At 62.7% G+C, this 16,622-nt stretch carries 21 protein-coding genes; 13 read left to right on the forward strand and 8 right to left on the reverse strand.

Translation table 11 applies throughout. From position 1 onward, the window contains the following. The first annotated feature begins 59 nt into the window (after positions 1-59). The 4 genes from hslO to queE all read left to right on the forward strand — a co-directional run bounded on the left by hslO (position 60) and on the right by queE (position 2,996). Positions 60-968, forward strand: coding sequence for an Hsp33 family molecular chaperone HslO (gene hslO, locus AC1DVS_RS10240; RefSeq protein ID WP_478022627.1), 909 nt, complete (start codon positions 60-62; stop codon positions 966-968). A 91-nt stretch (positions 969-1,059) separates the two neighbouring features. After that, the gene (locus AC1DVS_RS10245; RefSeq protein WP_478022629.1) at positions 1,060-1,494 is read left to right on the forward strand and encodes a DUF3617 domain-containing protein; all 435 of its coding nucleotides are present in this window, start codon (positions 1,060-1,062) and stop codon (positions 1,492-1,494) included. Positions 1,495-1,663: 169 nt separating this feature from the next. Beyond that, complete coding sequence (gene queC, locus AC1DVS_RS10250) at positions 1,664-2,353, forward strand: 7-cyano-7-deazaguanine synthase QueC (protein ID WP_478022631.1); 690 nt, start codon at positions 1,664-1,666, stop codon at positions 2,351-2,353. A gap of 10 nt (positions 2,354-2,363) precedes the next feature. Beyond that, entirely contained in the window at positions 2,364-2,996 is a 633-nt protein-coding gene (gene queE / locus AC1DVS_RS10255) for a 7-carboxy-7-deazaguanine synthase (RefSeq protein ID WP_478022633.1), read from the forward strand. Here the strand turns inward: queE and AC1DVS_RS10260 are convergent. The 3 genes from AC1DVS_RS10260 to lipB all read right to left on the reverse strand — a co-directional run bounded on the left by AC1DVS_RS10260 (position 2,993) and on the right by lipB (position 4,903). Continuing rightward, positions 2,993-3,670 carry a hypothetical protein gene (locus AC1DVS_RS10260; protein ID WP_478022635.1) on the reverse strand — a complete coding sequence of 226 codons (678 nt, stop codon included), beginning with the start codon at positions 3,668-3,670 and terminating at the stop codon, positions 2,993-2,995. The two genes, queE and AC1DVS_RS10260, sit on opposite strands and share 4 nt — an antisense overlap. 217 nt (positions 3,671-3,887) lie before the next feature. Continuing rightward, positions 3,888-4,133: a hypothetical protein gene (locus AC1DVS_RS10265; RefSeq protein ID WP_478022637.1), complete on the reverse strand. Its 246-nt coding sequence runs from the start codon at positions 4,131-4,133 to the stop codon at positions 3,888-3,890. 89 nt (positions 4,134-4,222) lie between these two features. After that, positions 4,223-4,903 (reverse strand): lipoyl(octanoyl) transferase LipB, encoded by a 681-nt coding sequence (gene lipB, locus AC1DVS_RS10270; protein ID WP_478022639.1) that lies wholly within the window; start codon positions 4,901-4,903, stop codon positions 4,223-4,225. Positions 4,904-5,021: 118 nt separating this feature from the next. Between lipB and AC1DVS_RS10275 the strand changes: the two genes are divergently transcribed. Further along, positions 5,022-5,837, forward strand: coding sequence for a hypothetical protein (locus tag AC1DVS_RS10275; protein ID WP_478022641.1), 816 nt, complete (start codon positions 5,022-5,024; stop codon positions 5,835-5,837). Next, complete coding sequence (locus AC1DVS_RS10280) at positions 5,834-6,583, forward strand: hypothetical protein (protein WP_478022643.1); 750 nt, start codon at positions 5,834-5,836, stop codon at positions 6,581-6,583. The genes AC1DVS_RS10275 and AC1DVS_RS10280 overlap by 4 nt, the downstream gene beginning before the upstream one ends. Here the strand turns inward: AC1DVS_RS10280 and AC1DVS_RS10285 are convergent. The 3 genes from AC1DVS_RS10285 to AC1DVS_RS10295 are packed head-to-tail and all read right to left on the reverse strand — an operon-like array spanning position 6,550 to position 8,425. After that, a complete protein-coding gene (locus AC1DVS_RS10285) occupies positions 6,550-7,146 on the reverse strand; it encodes a GNAT family N-acetyltransferase (RefSeq protein WP_478022645.1) in 597 nt (198 codons plus the stop codon). The genes AC1DVS_RS10280 and AC1DVS_RS10285 overlap by 34 nt on opposite strands. Further along, positions 7,137-7,919 carry an oxygen-dependent coproporphyrinogen oxidase gene (hemF, locus tag AC1DVS_RS10290; protein WP_478023021.1) on the reverse strand — a complete coding sequence of 261 codons (783 nt, stop codon included), beginning with the start codon at positions 7,917-7,919 and terminating at the stop codon, positions 7,137-7,139. The genes AC1DVS_RS10285 and hemF overlap by 10 nt, the downstream gene beginning before the upstream one ends. Positions 7,920-7,975: 56 nt before the next feature. Next, a complete protein-coding gene (locus tag AC1DVS_RS10295; RefSeq protein WP_478022647.1) occupies positions 7,976-8,425 on the reverse strand; it encodes a tRNA (cytidine(34)-2'-O)-methyltransferase in 450 nt (149 codons plus the stop codon). A 211-nt stretch (positions 8,426-8,636) separates the two neighbouring features. Between AC1DVS_RS10295 and petA the strand changes: the two genes are divergently transcribed. From petA to AC1DVS_RS10325, 6 genes are all read left to right on the forward strand, one after another. After that, the gene (gene petA, locus AC1DVS_RS10300) at positions 8,637-9,221 is read left to right on the forward strand and encodes a ubiquinol-cytochrome c reductase iron-sulfur subunit (RefSeq protein WP_478022648.1); all 585 of its coding nucleotides are present in this window, start codon (positions 8,637-8,639) and stop codon (positions 9,219-9,221) included. 12 nt (positions 9,222-9,233) lie between these two features. Continuing rightward, on the forward strand, positions 9,234-10,523 hold the full coding sequence (locus tag AC1DVS_RS10305; protein WP_478022650.1) for a cytochrome b: 1,290 nt from the start codon (positions 9,234-9,236) through the stop codon (positions 10,521-10,523). Between the two features lie 15 nt (positions 10,524-10,538). Further along, positions 10,539-11,357: a cytochrome c1 gene (locus tag AC1DVS_RS10310; RefSeq protein WP_478022652.1), complete on the forward strand. Its 819-nt coding sequence runs from the start codon at positions 10,539-10,541 to the stop codon at positions 11,355-11,357. Next, positions 11,332-11,904: an adenine phosphoribosyltransferase gene (locus AC1DVS_RS10315; protein ID WP_478022654.1), complete on the forward strand. Its 573-nt coding sequence runs from the start codon at positions 11,332-11,334 to the stop codon at positions 11,902-11,904. Before AC1DVS_RS10310 ends, AC1DVS_RS10315 begins: the two co-directional genes overlap by 26 nt. Before the next feature lie 69 nt (positions 11,905-11,973). Continuing rightward, a complete protein-coding gene (locus AC1DVS_RS10320; RefSeq protein ID WP_478022656.1) occupies positions 11,974-12,312 on the forward strand; it encodes a hypothetical protein in 339 nt (112 codons plus the stop codon). Positions 12,313-12,651: 339 nt separating this feature from the next. Beyond that, a complete protein-coding gene (locus tag AC1DVS_RS10325) occupies positions 12,652-13,209 on the forward strand; it encodes a DUF5681 domain-containing protein (RefSeq protein ID WP_478022658.1) in 558 nt (185 codons plus the stop codon). 105 nt (positions 13,210-13,314) lie between these two features. Here the strand turns inward: AC1DVS_RS10325 and AC1DVS_RS10330 are convergent, their stop codons facing one another. Next, complete coding sequence (locus tag AC1DVS_RS10330) at positions 13,315-14,760, reverse strand: SMI1/KNR4 family protein (RefSeq protein WP_478022659.1); 1,446 nt, start codon at positions 14,758-14,760, stop codon at positions 13,315-13,317. A 196-nt stretch (positions 14,761-14,956) separates the two neighbouring features. On the opposite strand from AC1DVS_RS10330, the gene AC1DVS_RS10335 reads away from it, so the two are divergent. Next, positions 14,957-15,391, forward strand: coding sequence for a DUF4826 family protein (locus AC1DVS_RS10335; protein ID WP_478022661.1), 435 nt, complete (start codon positions 14,957-14,959; stop codon positions 15,389-15,391). A 367-nt stretch (positions 15,392-15,758) separates the two neighbouring features. Here the strand turns inward: AC1DVS_RS10335 and AC1DVS_RS10340 are convergent, their stop codons facing one another. After that, positions 15,759-16,562, reverse strand: coding sequence for a lipid II flippase Amj family protein (locus AC1DVS_RS10340; protein ID WP_478022663.1), 804 nt, complete (start codon positions 16,560-16,562; stop codon positions 15,759-15,761). Between the last annotated feature and the right edge of the window lie 60 nt (positions 16,563-16,622).

The raw sequence follows: 16,622 nt of genomic DNA on the forward strand, positions 1-16,622 counted from the left end.
ACCCATCACCAGCCGATCGAGCTGGGTCCCCGCTTGCGCGGGGATGACAAGGAACAGCCGTGACCGACCAACCCGATCTCGACCGTGCGCTCGGTTTCACCATCCCCGCGCGCCATGCCCGTGGCCGGGTCGTGCGGCTTGGTCCGGTGCTCGACAAGATCCTCGCCGCGCACGCCTATCCGCCGCCGATCGAGGCGCTGCTCGCTGAAGCGCTGACGCTGACCGCGCTGATCGGCTCGACGCTGAAGGATGCCGGTGGCCAGCTCACGCTGCAGACCCAGACCGAGAATGGCGTCGTGAAGCTGCTCGTCTGCGATTATCGCGGCGGCGAGCTGCGCGGCTATATCCAGTATGACGAGGAAGCTCTCGCCGCGGCGCCCGCTGACCCGACGCTGTTCGCACTGTTCGGCACGGGCTATCTCGCCATCACCTTCGATCAGGCAGCGACGCATGAGCGCTATCAGGGCATCGTCCCGCTCGACGGGGCCACGCTCGCTGATGCGGCCGAGAGCTATTTCGTCCAGTCGGAGCAGATCCCGACGCTGGTCCGCCTCGGCCTCGCGCGCGATGTCTCGGGCCGTCATATCGCGGGCGGGCTGTTCCTCCAGCATCTGCCGGAGGGTGAGGATGGCCGCGACCGGATTCATACGAGGCTCGATCATCCGGAATGGGAGCATGTTGCGATCCTCGGCGGAACCATGGGTGCGGACGAACTGGCGGATGCGGCCCTGCCGCTCGAATCGCTGATCTGGCGCCTGTTCAACGAGGAAGACGAGGTTCGCCTGCTGCCCGAGGTGCCGCTCGCGCGGGGTTGCCGCTGCTCGCCCGACTATATCGCGTCGGTCCTGGCGAAGTTCGCGCCGGAGGAACAGCGCGCCATGGCTGACGAGAACGGCATGATCGTGGTCGATTGTGCGTTTTGCGCAACAAAGTTTCCCGTTCCGGTCGCGGATCATTACGTTTCCTGAACGTTATTGAAAATAAGGTCGACCCACGCCAGATTAACTGCGGGTCGCTTGCTTGACGCCCACAGGGCGCGGTTCGCGAGCGGGGTTTGCAATGAAGAATAGCCGACATCCAGGGCGTGCTGCGCTCTTAGGTTTGCTGCTGATCGGCAGCCTGAGCGCAGCAGCGCCCGCGCATGCGCCGCAGCTGGCCGCGCTGACGCATATCGAGACCGGCCAATGGCAGCTCAAGGAGCCAGGTGCGACCGCGATCGCGCGCTCGCTTTGCGTCACGGATCCGGATGTGCTGCTTCAGCTCGGCCATAGCGGCGCGCAATGCTCGCGCTTCGTGATCGCCGATACGCCGGAGACAGCAACCATTCATTATACCTGCCCGGGCGCCGGCCATGGCCGCACCACCATTTCGATGGAGACGCCGCGGCTTCTCCGCCTCCAGACCCAGGGCATCGCGGGCGGAGCGCCCTTCGATCTGGACTATGAAGGGCGCCGCATCGGCGCCTGTGGCGCCAAGGTGATGGCCACGCATTAAACTTTTATTTACCTTGTCTGTGCTAGCAGAATCTCGTGTCGTTCATGGGCACGGTTTCTCCCTTATTGCTCCAATGAGCATCACTGGGCCGCCCTAGGGCGGCCCGTTCTTTTTCCGGCGTCCGCCAGCAATTGCGATTCTCGCGGCCAGCCCTTAATTGAAGCTGCTCATGACAACTGAAACGACCCTTGCGGTCGCCCTTGTGTCGGGCGGCCTCGATTCGATGGTGGCGGCGGCGCGCGCGCGTGAGGACGGGCACCGCCTGCTCGCGCTCTCGATCGATTACAACCAGCGTCACCGGCTCGAGCTCGCTGCCGCGCGCCGCATCGCTGCCTTGTTGGGTGCCGAGCGCCACATCGTGCTGCCGCTCGATCTCTCGGCCTTTGGCGGCTCGGCGCTGACCGCTGATATCGCCGTGCCGAAAGAGGGCTTGGGGGAGGGTATTCCGGTCACCTATGTGCCCGCGCGCAACACCATCTTCCTCAGCCTCGCGCTCGGCTGGGCCGAGGCGGCAGGCGCTCGCGATCTGTATATCGGCGTGAATGCGCTCGACTATTCGGGCTATCCCGATTGCCGGCCTGAATTCATTGCCGCATTCGAGGGGCTCGCCGAGCTTGCGACCAAGGCGGGCGTAGAGGGTGCGCCGTTCCGTATCCACGCGCCGCTGCAGGATATGACGAAGGCGGACATCGTCCGCGAGGCCGATCGGCTCGGGCTTAACGCAGCGCTCAGCTGGTCCTGTTATGATCCGGCCCCGGGCGGTCTGCATTGCGGGGAGTGCGACAGCTGCCGAATCCGCATGCGGGGGTTCGAGGAAGCGGGGCTACCCGATCCGACCAGCTACGCAGTGCGGGCTTGAGGCTGCGGCCATGACCTATGCAGTGAAAGAGATGTTCCTCACGCTGCAGGGCGAGGGGGTGAATGCCGGGCGCCGCGCGGTGTTCGTTCGCTTTGCCGGCTGCAATCTCTGGTCGGGCCGGGAACAGGACCGCGCAACGGCGGTCTGCCGTTTTTGCGATACCGATTTCGTCGGCACCGACGGCGGGGGTGGCGGGAAGTTCGCTGATGCCGCTGCGCTTGCCGCCGCCGCCGCTGATCATTGGGGCGTCGGCGAGACGGCGCGCTTCGTCGTTCTGACGGGCGGCGAGCCGATGCTGCAGGTGGATGACGCGCTGGTCGATGCGCTTCACGCCACGGGGTTCACCATCGCGATCGAGACGAATGGCACGATTGCGGCACATCCAGGCATCGACTGGGTGTGCGTCAGCCCCAAGGCGGGGAGCGAGGTCGTGCAGCGATCCGGTGACGAGCTGAAGCTGGTGTGGCCGCAGGCCGGCACGGATATTGGACTGATTGAGAGCTGGGCCTTCACCCACTTCCTGGTCCAGCCGATGGACGATGCGGCGGCAGCGGAAAATCAGGCCGCGGCCGTGGCGTTCGCGCTCGAGCGCCCGAAATGGCGCCTGACGCTACAGGCGCACAAGGCTCTCGGGCTGCGTTAAGAGCCGAGCCTCAGCTCAAAGACGCCGCATTTCTTCGGGTTCCAGAAGCCCTTCTTGTCCCAGCAGATATCGTCGAAGCGTGGCAACATACCGCCCTGTCGCGCGTAGAGAAGTCCGCGGGGGTGATGCTGCTCATACATCGGAATGAGGCTCTTGCGCAGCTCGCGGGTCCGGTTCTCGGCGATCTTGTAGAAGGAGCCGCGTGGCGCGAAAATCGCATCGTGCATGATACCGGCCGCAGTCTGGCAGAAGCCATATTGCGCGGCGACGGTCGTGAAGCTCGAATAGGTGCGCGTACCGAACTGGTCGAGCGCAATCTGCGCCTCCTTGGGGGTCTTGTTGCTGCGCATGAAATATTTGGTCAGCACGTCGTAGGATTTTTTGAGCTCGTCGCCATGGTTGAACAGGATGGCGTTGTAATTGGGCTGGGTGAGCAGGCTCTCCTCGAACTGGCACTGCAGCGCAGCGACATTGAGTGCCGCCCGCATGTTCCAGACCAGAGCCGCGCGGAGTTCGGTGTCGGTGGCGCCCGGCAGTTCCATGCCAAGCCCAGGCTCGCCGCCATGGACAGCTTCACCGCTCATGTCAGCCTGGATGAGGAAGAACTGAGCTGAGGCGGGAGATGCGGATATCGCCGCCGCAGCGGTGGCAAATGCCAGAATGAAACGCAGCACTATCTCAACACCCTCTTCCAACGCACAGCCATGGTTACGGCTTTTCGGTTATCTGCCCAACGCTTTCGCAGCGCCTTCCAGAAGCCACGCCCATGCTTATGGCGATGTTTTTCGATGATTTGAATCGAAAACACGGCAGACTGAATCGAAAGGGCCGCCCGGTCTCCCGGACGGCCCCGACACGATCAGATCACGCGATCAAACCCGATATAGGCGATCAATGCGTGTTCGTGGTCGTCGTGGTGTTCGTTACGACCGTGGTGTCGTTCGCCATCACATTGCTGTCCGCCATCGTGGCATCGGGCGCGGTCATGTTGTCGCTAACCGTCTCGGTGGTCTCGTTGCCCATCTCGGTGACGGTCGTCTCGTTGGTCGTCTCGGTCTTGGGCTGGCAAGCCGAGATCATCAGCGCCGCGCCCGCGATCATCGAACCGGCTACGACCTTGGAAATGAATGCACGCATTGGAAAGCTCCCTAGATTAGTGGATCTGGACGGCCTTGAGACCTTAATACCCAAACCGTGGTGGACATTAGTCTGATAACGGGCGCCCCTCAAGCCTCGTTTTGCGGGGGGCAAGAAAGAGAGTTGAGGAACGCAGGGAACGCAAACGCAAGTGCAGCGTCAAAGGTTGCAATATCTGCTGGCTTGCCAAGCGCTTCCGCACTGGTGACCCCGAAGTCCGCGAGGCCGCAGGGAACGATCCCACCAAAATGGGACAGGTCCGGCGCGAGGTTCACCGAGAAGCCGTGGAGCGTCACCCACCGCCGCACGCGCACCCCGATCGCACCGATCTTGGCTTCTGCGGGAGGGCTGCCGGGGTTGGCCACCATGGTCCAGATGCCGATCCGGCCGGGTGCGCGGAACGCAGTTATGTCGATCCTGGCGAGCGCATCGATCACCCAGCCCTCGAGCGCGTGGACGAAGTGCCGGATGTCACGCCCGCGCTTATTCAGATCGAGCACGAGATACCCGATCCGCTGACCGGGGCCATGATAGGTATAACGGCCGCCCCGCCCGGTCTTGACAACCGGGAAGCGCGGATCGCGCAACTCGGCCGGATCGGCGCTGGTGCCGCCGGTATAGACGGGCGGATGTTCGAGCAGCCAGACAAGCTCGTGCGCTTCGCCGGCCGCGACCGCGGCAGCGCGCGCTTCCATTGCAGCGACCGCTTCCTCATAAGCGATCGGCACCGGCTCGACGCGCCACTCGATCTCGTCGGGAGAAAAGTCCATCGGGGTTCCATTGCGTCAGCGCGCGGGATGACACAAGCATTGGCGCGGGCCAAAAAGCTGCGCTATCAGCCGGGTCGCGCCCGGTGGCGCAGGAATGGCGGGAACGATCATGGTAAGCATGGGGACTATATGGGATCGTGCGACCGAGTTCCTGAGCGATAACCTCGCCGCGATCTTTCCTCTGGCGCTGTGCGCCATCTTCATCCCTTCCGCGATCTCGCAAAGCATAGAGCCGTTGGGCGCGCTTGGCGCCACGGCGACAGTGAGCATAAAACTCGCTTCGATCTGCCTTTCGCTGGTGTCGCTTTGGGGCAAAGTCGCGATCATGGCGCTGGCGCTCGATGCCGCGGCTGGTCGGGGAAGCGCGATCGCGACCGCCAACCGGCGGTTGCTGCCGATCATTGGTGTCACGCTCGCGATCGGTGCGGCAGTGATCGCTCTCATGATTCCCGTCGTCATTGCCCTTGCTGCGGCCGGATTCGACTTCCAGGCAGCGATGACCAGCGCGGAGCCTGCGGTGCCCCCCAGCGTCGCGGGCTTTTTGCTGTTGTATATGCCGCTCGCCAGCTGCGCGCTGATCTGGTTCTCGGCGCGGCTCGCGCTGGTGGTGCCGACCATGATCATGGAGCGGCGCGGGCTCGGCGTGTTCGCCCGCTCGTTCAAGCTTACGCGGCCGGTCCAGTGGAGAATCCTCGGCGTGCTCCTCCTCTATCTCATTGTGTCCGCCGTATCGGTCATCGCGGCCAAGCTCGTCTTCGGATCGGTCCTTGGGTTGATCGCGGGCGGCGACGGGCCAGTGACGGTGGCGACGGTGCTGACCTCGATCCTGGTCAGCATTGTGGTCACCGGCTTTTCCGTGCTCGCGGCCGCCTTTACCGCAAAGCTCTATCTGGCGGTCCGCGACGCGCGCGGGGCGATCGTCGAATCGGCATGACATTCGATGTGGCGGCTGTCTTCGCCGATGCCTGGCAGATGTGGAAGCGCGACCGCGAGCTGCTGCTCGCTGTGGCGGGGCTTTTCCTGTTCCTGCCTGAGTTCGCGTCAAAACTGCTGATCCCGGAGGCGCCGGAGGCGGCAGGTTTCGGCGGGGATCCGGCTGCGTTCAAAAGCTGGTTCGTGACGTATCAAGCCTGGGTGGCGAACTATAGCGGGACGATGATCGTGCTGTCACTTGCCCTGCTGTTCGGGACGCTGCTGATCTTCACGCTGTACCTGGATACGCGCCGGCCCAATGTGCGGGTGGGGCTGATCAATGCGCTGACCCTGTTGCCGCGCTACATACTCGTGGTGCTGCTCATCTCGGTGCCGGTCGATATCGGGCTGATCCTCCTCGTCCTGCCTGGCATCTATGCGCTGGGCCGGCTGATGCTCGCCACGCCGGCGCTTGTCGCGAACAGGTCTGGCGGCGTGCTCGCCGCACTTGGACGGAGCATGAAGCTGTCGAGCGGCCATGGCATGATTCTCGCCGGCTTTGCCTGCATCACGCTGTTCGGCGGTCGAATGCTCGCCTTGCCTTTCGACGCTCTTGGAAAGACACTGGATGGTGCGCCGATGGCGAATCCGTTCGTTGCTGCCATGCTTCATTTCGGCTCCGCGGCGGGGATGACGGCGGGTGCGCTCGCGGCGATCCTGATCGAAGTGGCGCTTTACCGCAGGCTGGCGGCCAGCAAAGGGATCTGAGGCGCCGCGTCGGCCGGCAGGATGCCGATCGTGCGCGGATCGGGGAAGGTCTCGATGGTGCGGGCAATCGCGGTGAAGCCCGAGGCGCGGTAGAAGCCGAGCGCCGAGGGGTGATCGAGCGTGCAGGTGTGCACCCAGACCCGCTCGATGCCCTTGCGCCAGCTGCGACCCAGCGCCTCGGCCATCAGCCAGCGGCCATGGCCCTGGCCGGCGAGCTCGGGGATCAGGCCGAAATAGGCGAGCTCGCATTCGCCCGGCACACGGAAATCGAGTTCGAGTATGCCGACCTCGACCCCCGCCGGATCGACCGCGGCGAAGATCTCGACGGCGGGATGGTGGATGATTCCCACCAGCGTTGCCTCGTCCATCACAAGCCGCGAGAACCACAGCCATGGTGAACCGATCCGCCGGAACAGCGCGCGATATTTTTCCGCCGCCGGCTGGTGCCAGGCGAGGAGCCGCAGACGCGACGCCGGCAAGGGGCGCAGCGGCGGGCGCTGGCGCATCTCGAGCGTGGTGACGATCGTTGCCACCTCGTTTGCGGGAACGGGCGTCAGTCCCAATTTGCCACCGGGGGCAGGCTCATCAGGATCGCGTCGATATTGCCGCCGGTCTTGAGCCCGAACAAAGTGCCGCGATCGTAGACCAGGTTGAATTCGGCATAGCGCCCGCGCCACGATCTTTGAATCGCGATATCCGCGTCGGTGAAGGGCTCAGCCATGCGACGGCGGACGATGCGCGGATAGGTGTCGAGAAAGGCGCGGCCAACGTTCTGGGTGAAGGCGAAGTTCGCGGCGAAATCGCCCTCGAGATGATCGTAGAAGATGCCGCCGACGCCGCGATGGACCTTGCGGTGGGGGATGTAGAAATAATCATCCGCCCATTTCCTGAAGCGCGGATAATGCGCCGGATCATGCGCGTCGCAGGCCGCCTTCAACGTGGCGTGGAAATCCTCGGTATCCTCGGCGACCGGCAGCGGCGGGTTCAGGTCGGCGCCGCCGCCGAACCAGCGCTTGGTCGTCGTGAGGAAGCGGGTGTTCATATGCACGGCGGGCACATGCGGATTCGCCATATGCGCTACGAGGCTGATCCCGGTCGCGCAGAAGGTCGGATCCTCGGCGGCACCGTGGATCGTCCTGGCGAAATCGCCCTCGAGCGCGCCGCCGACGGTGGAGACGTTGACGCCGACCTTTTCGAATATCTTCCCCTTCATCACGCCGCGGACGCCACCACCACCGGGTGAGCCATCGGGATCATTGCGATCCCAGGGGATATAGTCGAATCGGGCGTCCGATCCGGCCTCGCGCTCGATCGACTCGAACTCGGCGCAGATCATGTCGCGCAGGCTTTCGAACCAGATCCTGGCGGTGGATTGTTCTTCGTCCAGCTCGATCACTCGGGGAGTCCTCCGGTCTGCCGCAATGCTTCGGCCAGCGCGATGCCCGCCGCGACCGCGACATTCAAGGACCGGAACGCAGGGCGAAGCGGGATTCGCACCGCGAGATCGGCACGGGCATGCACTTCGGGCGGCACGCCGCTGCCCTCGCTGCCGAGCAGCAGCACATCGTCGGCACGAAAAACCGCCTGGTCGAGCCTCGTCCCGCCCCGCGTCGTCAGCAGCACGAGTCGCCCAGCGACCTGCGCCTCGAACGCCGTCCAGTCGGCATGGCGCGTCACCTCGACCGCGCCGGCATAATCCATCCCGGCGCGCGCCAGCGCGCGGTCTCCCCAGGCGAATCCCATCGGCTCGATGAGATCGACGCCTGCGCCGAGACAGGCTGCAAGCCGCAGGATTGTGCCGACATTCCCCGCGATATCGGGTTGGTAAAGGGCGATGCGCATAGCTCGCGCATAGGCCTTGGGACGCCCCCGCAACAACAGGCATAACAACAGGGCTAAAATGCTGTTGGCAAAGCCCGTCCCCCGCGTCTATCAGGCCGCCAACTCCGTGGGGACGGAGCATCGGCCGGGGCGCGCGCATCTTTTCGCAAACGCCAGGCCGGGCGCTCCTATGCGAAGTGCAGGGCCTGATAAGATGTGCAAGGGCAAGTGAATGGCAATTGTTGATACCGCCGTACCACCCGGGGAAGACCCGGCCCCGTTCCACGAGGAGGTCGACGATCCTCGCCGGCGCGATTTCATCAATATCGCGGCTGTAGCCTGGATCGGCGTCGGTGCCGGCGTCGTCGTGCTGCCGCTGATCAACCAGATGAGCCCTTCCGCAGACGTGCTCGCCGAGTCGACCACTGAGGTCGACCTGTCGAAGATCGCGCCGGGCCAGGCGGTGAAGACCAAATTCCGTGGCCAGCCGCTGTTCGTCCGCAACCTCACCCCGAAAGAAGTCTCGGAAGCCGAGGCGGTTCCCATCAGCGAACTGCGCGATCCGCAGACACTCGCCGAGCGCACCAAGCCGGGCCATGCGAACTGGCTGATCACGCTCGGCGTCTGTACCCATCTCGGCTGCGTGCCGCTGGGCGCTGGCGAAGGCGAGAATCGCGGGCCGTTCGGCGGCTATTTCTGCCCGTGCCACGGTTCGGCCTATGATACCGCAGCCCGTATCCGCAAAGGCCCGGCGCCGAAGAACCTCGCGGTTCCGGATTACAAATTCACTTCTGACACCGCCGTCACGGTCGGCTGAGGAACCTAGAATATGAGCTTCCCCTGGGCCAAGCATTACGCGCCGACAAATCCTCTGATGAAGTGGATGGACGAACGGCTGCCGCTTCCGCGTTTCGTCTATAATGCGGTGGGCGCCGGCTATCCGGTGCCGCGCAACCTCAATTATTTCTGGAACTTCGGCGTACTCGCCGGTGCCGCGCTCGGCATCCAGATCATCACCGGTATCGTTCTCGCGATGCATTACGGCGCGACCGGCGCGGGCGCATTCGACTCGGTCGAGCACATCATGCGCGACGTGAATGGCGGCTGGTTCCTGCGCTATGCGCACGCCAACGGCGCCTCGATGTTCTTCATCGTGGTGTACATCCATATCTTCCGCGGGCTGTTCTATGGCTCGTACAAGGCGCCGCGCGAGATGGTGTGGCTGCTCGGCGTGGTCATCTTCCTGCTGATGATGGCGACCGCCTTCATGGGCTATGTCCTTCCCTGGGGTCAGATGAGCTTCTGGGGCGCGCAGGTGATCACCGGCTTCTTCTCGGCGATCCCCGGCGTGGGCGAGACGATCCGCGTCTGGCTGCTCGGCGGCTATGCGCCGGGCGAGGCAGCGCTCAACCGCTTCTTCTCGCTCCATTATCTGCTGCCCTTCGTGATCGCGGCCGTCATCGTCCTGCACATCTGGGCGCTGCACATTCCGGGTTCGAGCAACCCGACCGGGGTCGAGGTCAAGGGCGAGCAGGACACGGTGCCGTTCCACCCCTATTACACCGCGAAGGACGGCTTCGGACTCGGCGTATTCCTGCTGTTGTTCGTCGCGCTGGTGTTCTTCTTCCCGAACGCGCTTGGCCATCCGGACAATTACATCCCGGCCAATTCGCTCTCGACGCCGGCGCATATCGTGCCCGAATGGTATTTCTGGCCCTTCTACGCGATCCTGCGCGCCTTCACCTCGGACTTCATCCTGCCGGCGAAGCTGTGGGGCGTTCTGGCGATGTTCGGCTCGATCCTGCTGCTGTTCTTCCTGCCATGGCTCGACAGCTCGCCGGTGCGCTCGGCCAATTTCCGGCCGGTCTATCGTACCTTCTTCTGGATCCTGGTCGTCGACGTGCTGATCCTGGGCTGGTGCGGCGGTTCGCCGGCGACGCCGACCTATGTCATCCTGAGCCAGATCTGCGCGGGTTATTATTTCGCGCACTTCCTGATCATCATTCCGATCATCTCGCGCGCTGAGCGTCCGCAGCCGCTGCCCAACTCGATCACCGAGGCAGTGCTGTCGAAGCATGGCGGAACCTCTCCGGCGCAGACCGCGCTTGCGGCCGAATAAGGGGCAATACAAAACATGGTCCGCAATCTCGCAATGCTGGTCGGAGCGGCGTTCGTCGTCGTTCTCGGCTGGGCTCTCTTCTGGACGGTACAGGGGCAGATCACCGATCCGGCCGCCAAGACGGCTGTCGACGAGTTCCACCTGAAGCCCAAGGAAGTCGAGCTTTCCTCGAACGGCGTTTTCGGCAAGTTCGAAAAGCAGCAGCTCCAGCGTGGCTTCAAGGTCTACAAGGAAGTCTGCTCGAACTGCCATTCGCTCGGCCATGTCGCATTCCGCGACCTGAGCCAGCTCGGTTACAGCGATGCCCAGGTGAAGAAGATCGCCGCCGACTGGGGCACCAAGCAGCCGACCTTCGACGAGAAGTCGGGCGATCGCGCCGAGCGGCCGAACATTCCCTCGGACCATTTCCCAAAGGTCTATTATCCGGGCAGTGGCTCGCCGCCTGATCTCTCGCTGATCACCAAGGCGCGCGAAGAGGGGCCGGCCTATGTCCACTCGCTGCTGACCGGCTATGCCGTGCAGCCAGCCGAGTTGCTGAAGAAGTTCCCGGATGCGAAGACCCCCGACGGGCTGTTCTACAATCCCTACTTCCCGAACCTCAACATCGCGATGCCGCCGCCCCTGACCCAGGACGGCCAGGTCGAGTATCTCGACGGCACCAAGCCGACCGTCGACCAGATGGCCAAGGACGTCACCGCGTTCCTGGTTTGGACGGCTGAGCCCAACCTCGAAACGCGCCATACGGCGGGCTTCGCGGCTGGACTCTTCCTGCTGATCTTCTGCTTCCTGGCATGGGGAGCATATCAGAATGTCTGGCGCGACGTTAAGCACTGAGAGACAGGCGACGTCCGCCAATGATGATCTGAAGGCGCTGATCCGGACGATCCCCGACTTTCCGAAGCCGGGGATCATGTTTCGCGACATCACGACCCTGCTGCTCGATGCCAATGGCCTCGCCCAGTCGGTCGAGCGGATGGCGGCGGCGACGACCGGGCCGATCGACCTTGTCGCGGGGATCGAGGCACGTGGCTTCCTGTTCGCAGCCGCGCTTGCCGTGCCGCTGAACGCCGGCGTGCTGCTGATCCGCAAGGACGGCAAGCTGCCGGGCGCGACCATCGCCGAGGATTATGCGCTCGAATATGGCACTGACCGGATTGCAATGCATGCGGATGCCTGCGCGCCGGGCGCCAATGTCCTTCTGATCGACGATCTGATTGCGACCGGCGGCACTGCGCGGGCTGCCGTCCGGCTGCTCCGCAAGGCGGGTGCGGTGGTGACCCAGGCGCAGTTCCTGGTCGACCTGCCTGACCTTGGCGGGGCGGATGCGCTGCGCGCGGACGGGATCGAGGTTACCTCGCTGGTGGCGTTCGAGGGGCATTGAGGCTGTCGCTTCGGGCGGCTGCGCTGATCGCTCGCGGCGGGCGCGGGCCTGTTCGCGCGGGCTTCCCCATTGCTCAGGGCGACGGATGCGGAGCCAGGCGAGCGCCGCACGCGGATCGGCGGGGACCCGCTCGCGGATCACGACACGGATCGGCACGTCGGCGCGGGCCGGGGTGAAGATCTTCTCGACCTGGCGATCATAGCCGCAGGCGCGCTGATAGAGCGAGAGTTCGACGCGGTTGTCCGCGGCTGCCTTGCCTTTGGCGAGAGCGGCGGCGAAGTCCGGGTGAAGGCGGCGCCAGTAGTTGAGCGTGGCGCGCGTGACATTCAGGAAATCGGCGACATCGGTTTCGCTGAGGCCATGGGCGCAGAGCTTGCGGGCCTGTTCGGCATAGATCGGTTGGTATGAAGCGGGATGCGATTCCGATTGTGGCGGAGCGCCGGTGTCAGCGTTCTCGCGTCGGGCGGCGGTGGCGGAATTTCCCTGTTCCTGCGCCGGAACAGGGAATTTTTTCTTTTTTTCGAGCTGGGCGGGTTGCGCTTCCCGGGAATTCTGGCGTGAAAACAATCGATTGAGGTTTTGTGGGTTTTCCCGACCTGAACGGAACAGGGAAATCTGCGGCACGGAACAGGGAATTTCCGCCGCGGAACAGGGAATTTGCGCGCGTGCGGCGGCGAGGGTTTGATTCAACCTATCGGCGAAATCGGCTTTGAGGGTGGCGGGACCAATCATGACCGGAGCCATGCCATGACCGAACATCAGGTTGAATCGACCCGCGAGCCACTGGATGCGGCCGCATCATCCGCAACGGACGGCGCGAAGGGATATGGCCAACCGCCGGCAGAGCATCGCTTTCAGAAAGGTCAGTCGGGCAATCCAGCAGGCCGGCCGCCACGGCGGGGGACGGGCGCTCCGGGCGATCGCCTGCCCGGCGCGGATGAGCCGACCCGGGCGATGATCCTGGAGGAGGCGTATCGCCCGATGACGGTGACCCAGGGCGATGAGGAGGTCACGCTATCGACTCACCGTGCCGTGTTCCGCGCGATGGCAGCGGCGGCGGTGAGCGGCAACCAGACCGCGCAGCATCGCTGGACGCAGCTCGTCCAGGCGGCCGAGGCACAGCAGAAGAGGGCGCAGATCGCACTCTACAACGCGCTTGAGCGCGAGGACCTTGAGCATGACTGGGAGGACGCGGAGGATGCTGAGGATTGGGCGGCGGCGGGGCCTTCTTATGAGGATGACATCGTCGTGGATTCGACGACGGGGATGGTGGTGGTTCGGGATGTGGGGGAGGGGGCGGGATGACGGCGACTTTTGAGTTCGGCGTGGCTGGGGCGGGATGGGTTATGCCCAATCACAAGGGGGCAGCCAGCGTCTGGGCCAGCCGCGCACGTCCCTTATCGGGCAACATTAGCGAAAGATGCGTGTCCAAAACCCCCGCTTCCGAACCCTGCCAGCTTTGAAATCGGAAACGAATGCGGCCTGACTGTCGTAGCCAATTGCACGCAGGCGATGGTTCAAATTCGTCAACACATGGTGCTCATCGATTTCAAACCGGTCGATTATTGACACATATGCCTCGAAAAATCGGTGATCGAATGGCTCCTCATGAGCTTGCAACGCAGCATGGACGACTGAGGGAGACTCGTCACTAAGAGCTATCAAGATGGCCTCTATCGCTTGAGGATTCTTTGGGCCCCTTCCAATCGCATAAATGGCTTGCTGACGTATGCCTTCATTGTGATGCGATGCTGCCGGCAGGAGATAGCTGGTACAATCCATCCCGGAGGATTCCAGGACGTAACTTGCGAACCTGAACAGTTCGGTGTCACTGGTCTTGGTCGCAATTGGTCCGACCCAATCAACCCATTCGCCGGCATATGTCTTGGCGTACCGATGAATTGCCTTGCAGGCGGTGAGTTGATCCTCCGAGGGCCCTTTGAGCAACTCCTCCAATGGCAAGCGCGCATTGGCATGATCAAACTCGGCAAGGATCAAGGTGGCGCGGCGACGCAATTCCTGATCATCAGACTGTGCGATCTTGGAAACCTCGAGAGCACTGTCGGCACAAATCGAAATCAATTTCCCAAAACCGTCGAGAGCGGCCAGCTTTTCAGACTTACTTTCTGATCGGCGATATACGTCGAGAAGATATTTATCGTCTCCGCCCATCGTATAGCCAAACCAGGTTGGTCCGTCTTTCAGCAAGGATCCTGAGACGATTTCGTCGAGCCACCTCTCGTACCAATCAAGGAAGTTATTCTCATAACAAAATACTGGACGGAATGGTTCGGTATCAATGTTAACCACTTTGCCGGCGTTCTGACCGTGGAGGATGAGCGCATGATAGCTTTGGCATCCTTGGTGCCCGATTGGCAGCAACCCGCCGAAAACGCGCGTCAGTTCATTGGTATACTCATCATCTGGAATTTCTTCATCGGCAAGGAGCTTGGTCGCTTCATCCCATTCAGACTGAGTCATGTCAGGCTTAATGAACGCGAGCTCCTTCAGGTGGCCGCGCCCCTCATATACGAAGTCATCGATTCCAAAGCCGAGCGGATAGATCCCATAGAATGGCCCGGCAGCGGATTTGTCTTTCGCGCGCGGAGATCCATTTCCAACCAAATTCAAGAATGCGGCGTAATGTTCCGGCAGCTTGATCCCGTGGTCGGTCTCAAACGCCCTTATCCGCTCCCCGGATACCGTCGGCCCAATCTCATATTCATGCGCGTCGGCACCGAATACCGAGAGTGATCGATCCGCCACTCTGGCCGCTCCGAGTTTATCGACTATTCGGGCGCACTGAGCGCGTACCTCTTGATCCATTTTTTGCAGTTCGAGAATGATATTTACCAATCGCTACTGGCTAGCAGACTAATGTCCGCATTCCACTCACTCTTTGCCGTTCCGATCTGCGCCGCTGCCGAGCGGGATCCGCCGGAGAAGCAGCCGTGCGTCAGCGCGAGGTCTCTCAAACGCACTGTAACCGAGACCGCCGGTTGTTGCCGTTGCACGGATTGTGGATGCCTCCGCGCTATGCGACCTTCTCCAAATGTCTGACGAGCTATCCGATGAAGAGGACGACCACTGGTGCGTTGCCCAGCGCCAGAAGGTGCTCGCCTATTTGTCCGAACAAGGTTTTGAGGCGCCGAGCGTTGGCGAGTGGCCTGCATGGCACCGGGCACCGATCATTTCGATCTGGGCCGTGGAGAGCGTGGAGCGACCCAACTGGGTCGGCTGGTGGGTGGTTTCGGGAGATTTCCCAACAGATTATACCCCGTGTGAAGGCGAGCGGCATCCACGCCAGGCTCTTCGAGACATCGGCTCGCGTTGGCGAGACGCGGCGGCGCGATGGGCTGATGGCCAATCGGCAGTTGGCTGGAGCTTGCGCAATCCCGACCAGGAAAGGGACCTTGCTCCCATACTCGCAGCCCGCGCTGAGCTTTTCCTCGACATAGCCGAGGATGACAGCAACTGGGAAGAATAGCTGCCGATCTCGCAGACACCCCTTACATCGCTCGCGCCTCGTCGCTGTGCGTCAGCGCTTGAAATCGGCCAGCGGGTTCTGGAAGGAATCGCAGCAGTTGCTCCCATCAAGTTCGATGGCTTCGCGGCCATGGCCACTGACGTCAATAGCATTGGGGCGCGACTGTCACAGGTGGGAGAGGAGCTTGGTACGTTTGGAGATGAAGGAGCTTGGGGCTGCCCTCTCGCTAGCGCGGCGCTTGAAAGAATGGCGGAATACCACGCCAAGCGTTGAAACCTTCAACCAATCTAGCCGAGATATCGCTGCAGGTGGGCAAGTGAAGTGCAACATTTCGGGCCGAAGTAGCGGTGGGTTCAGCGCCAGTCTCTCAAACCCGAGAGGCGATCATTGCAATGAGCATCGCGGCCGGCACGAAGAATATCTGGGCCAGCACGGTGCCGAGCAGGCGGCTCAGCGAAACCCATATGATCGTGCGGCGGAAGAGAGCTGCATCGACACGACCCTCGACGACGTCATCCGTCATGACCGAGAGCTGCGGATCGATAAGTGCGAACAGCAGGATGGTCGCAAATCCATTGATCACGGCTGACAGCTGCGACGCGGTCACGCGAAATTCAGGATTCAAATAGCCCGCATAGAGCGAGGCAAGGACCCCAACGGTGATCAGCGACTGGGCAAGCACATTGGCCGTCAAAACGCCCCAGCCAACGCCACGCGGAAGGATCAAGTCGCGAAAATGTGACGAGCTCGGCAAGCGTAGCGACTGCCGCATTGCGGTGAGTCCTGCCGGGGTGGCGGTGCGCAGCAGCATCCGTCCCATTGACCGGTGTTGCTGGAAATACCCGATCGCCCTTGCAAAAAGACGTTGGCCGCTCGGCACGAGCAGGATGCCGATGAAGACCGCAAGCGTTGCGCTGCTGAGCACCAGGCGAAAATCATGGGTGAGCGACGATCCGCCGCCATCGGCAATGCGGGTCTCGATCCGTTTCGCGAGGACTGGACCGAGAAAGCTGTTGGATGTCCGGCTTACGAGCACGAGCATGTTGAACAGCGCGAAGCTCATCGCGATGCGGCCAGTGCGCACGCCGGCGATACGCGCGGCATAGGCAAGAGTGCCGATCAGATTGATGCCTGCCGTGAGCAAGCAGATGATCACGAGCTGACGGTCCATGCCGGACTGGTACAGCAATCGGGGGCGCTCGCTCCAATTTTTTCTGCCGGGAAGGGACTG

The sequence above is a fragment of the Sphingomonas sp. P3_C5 genome, assembly GCF_056402635.1.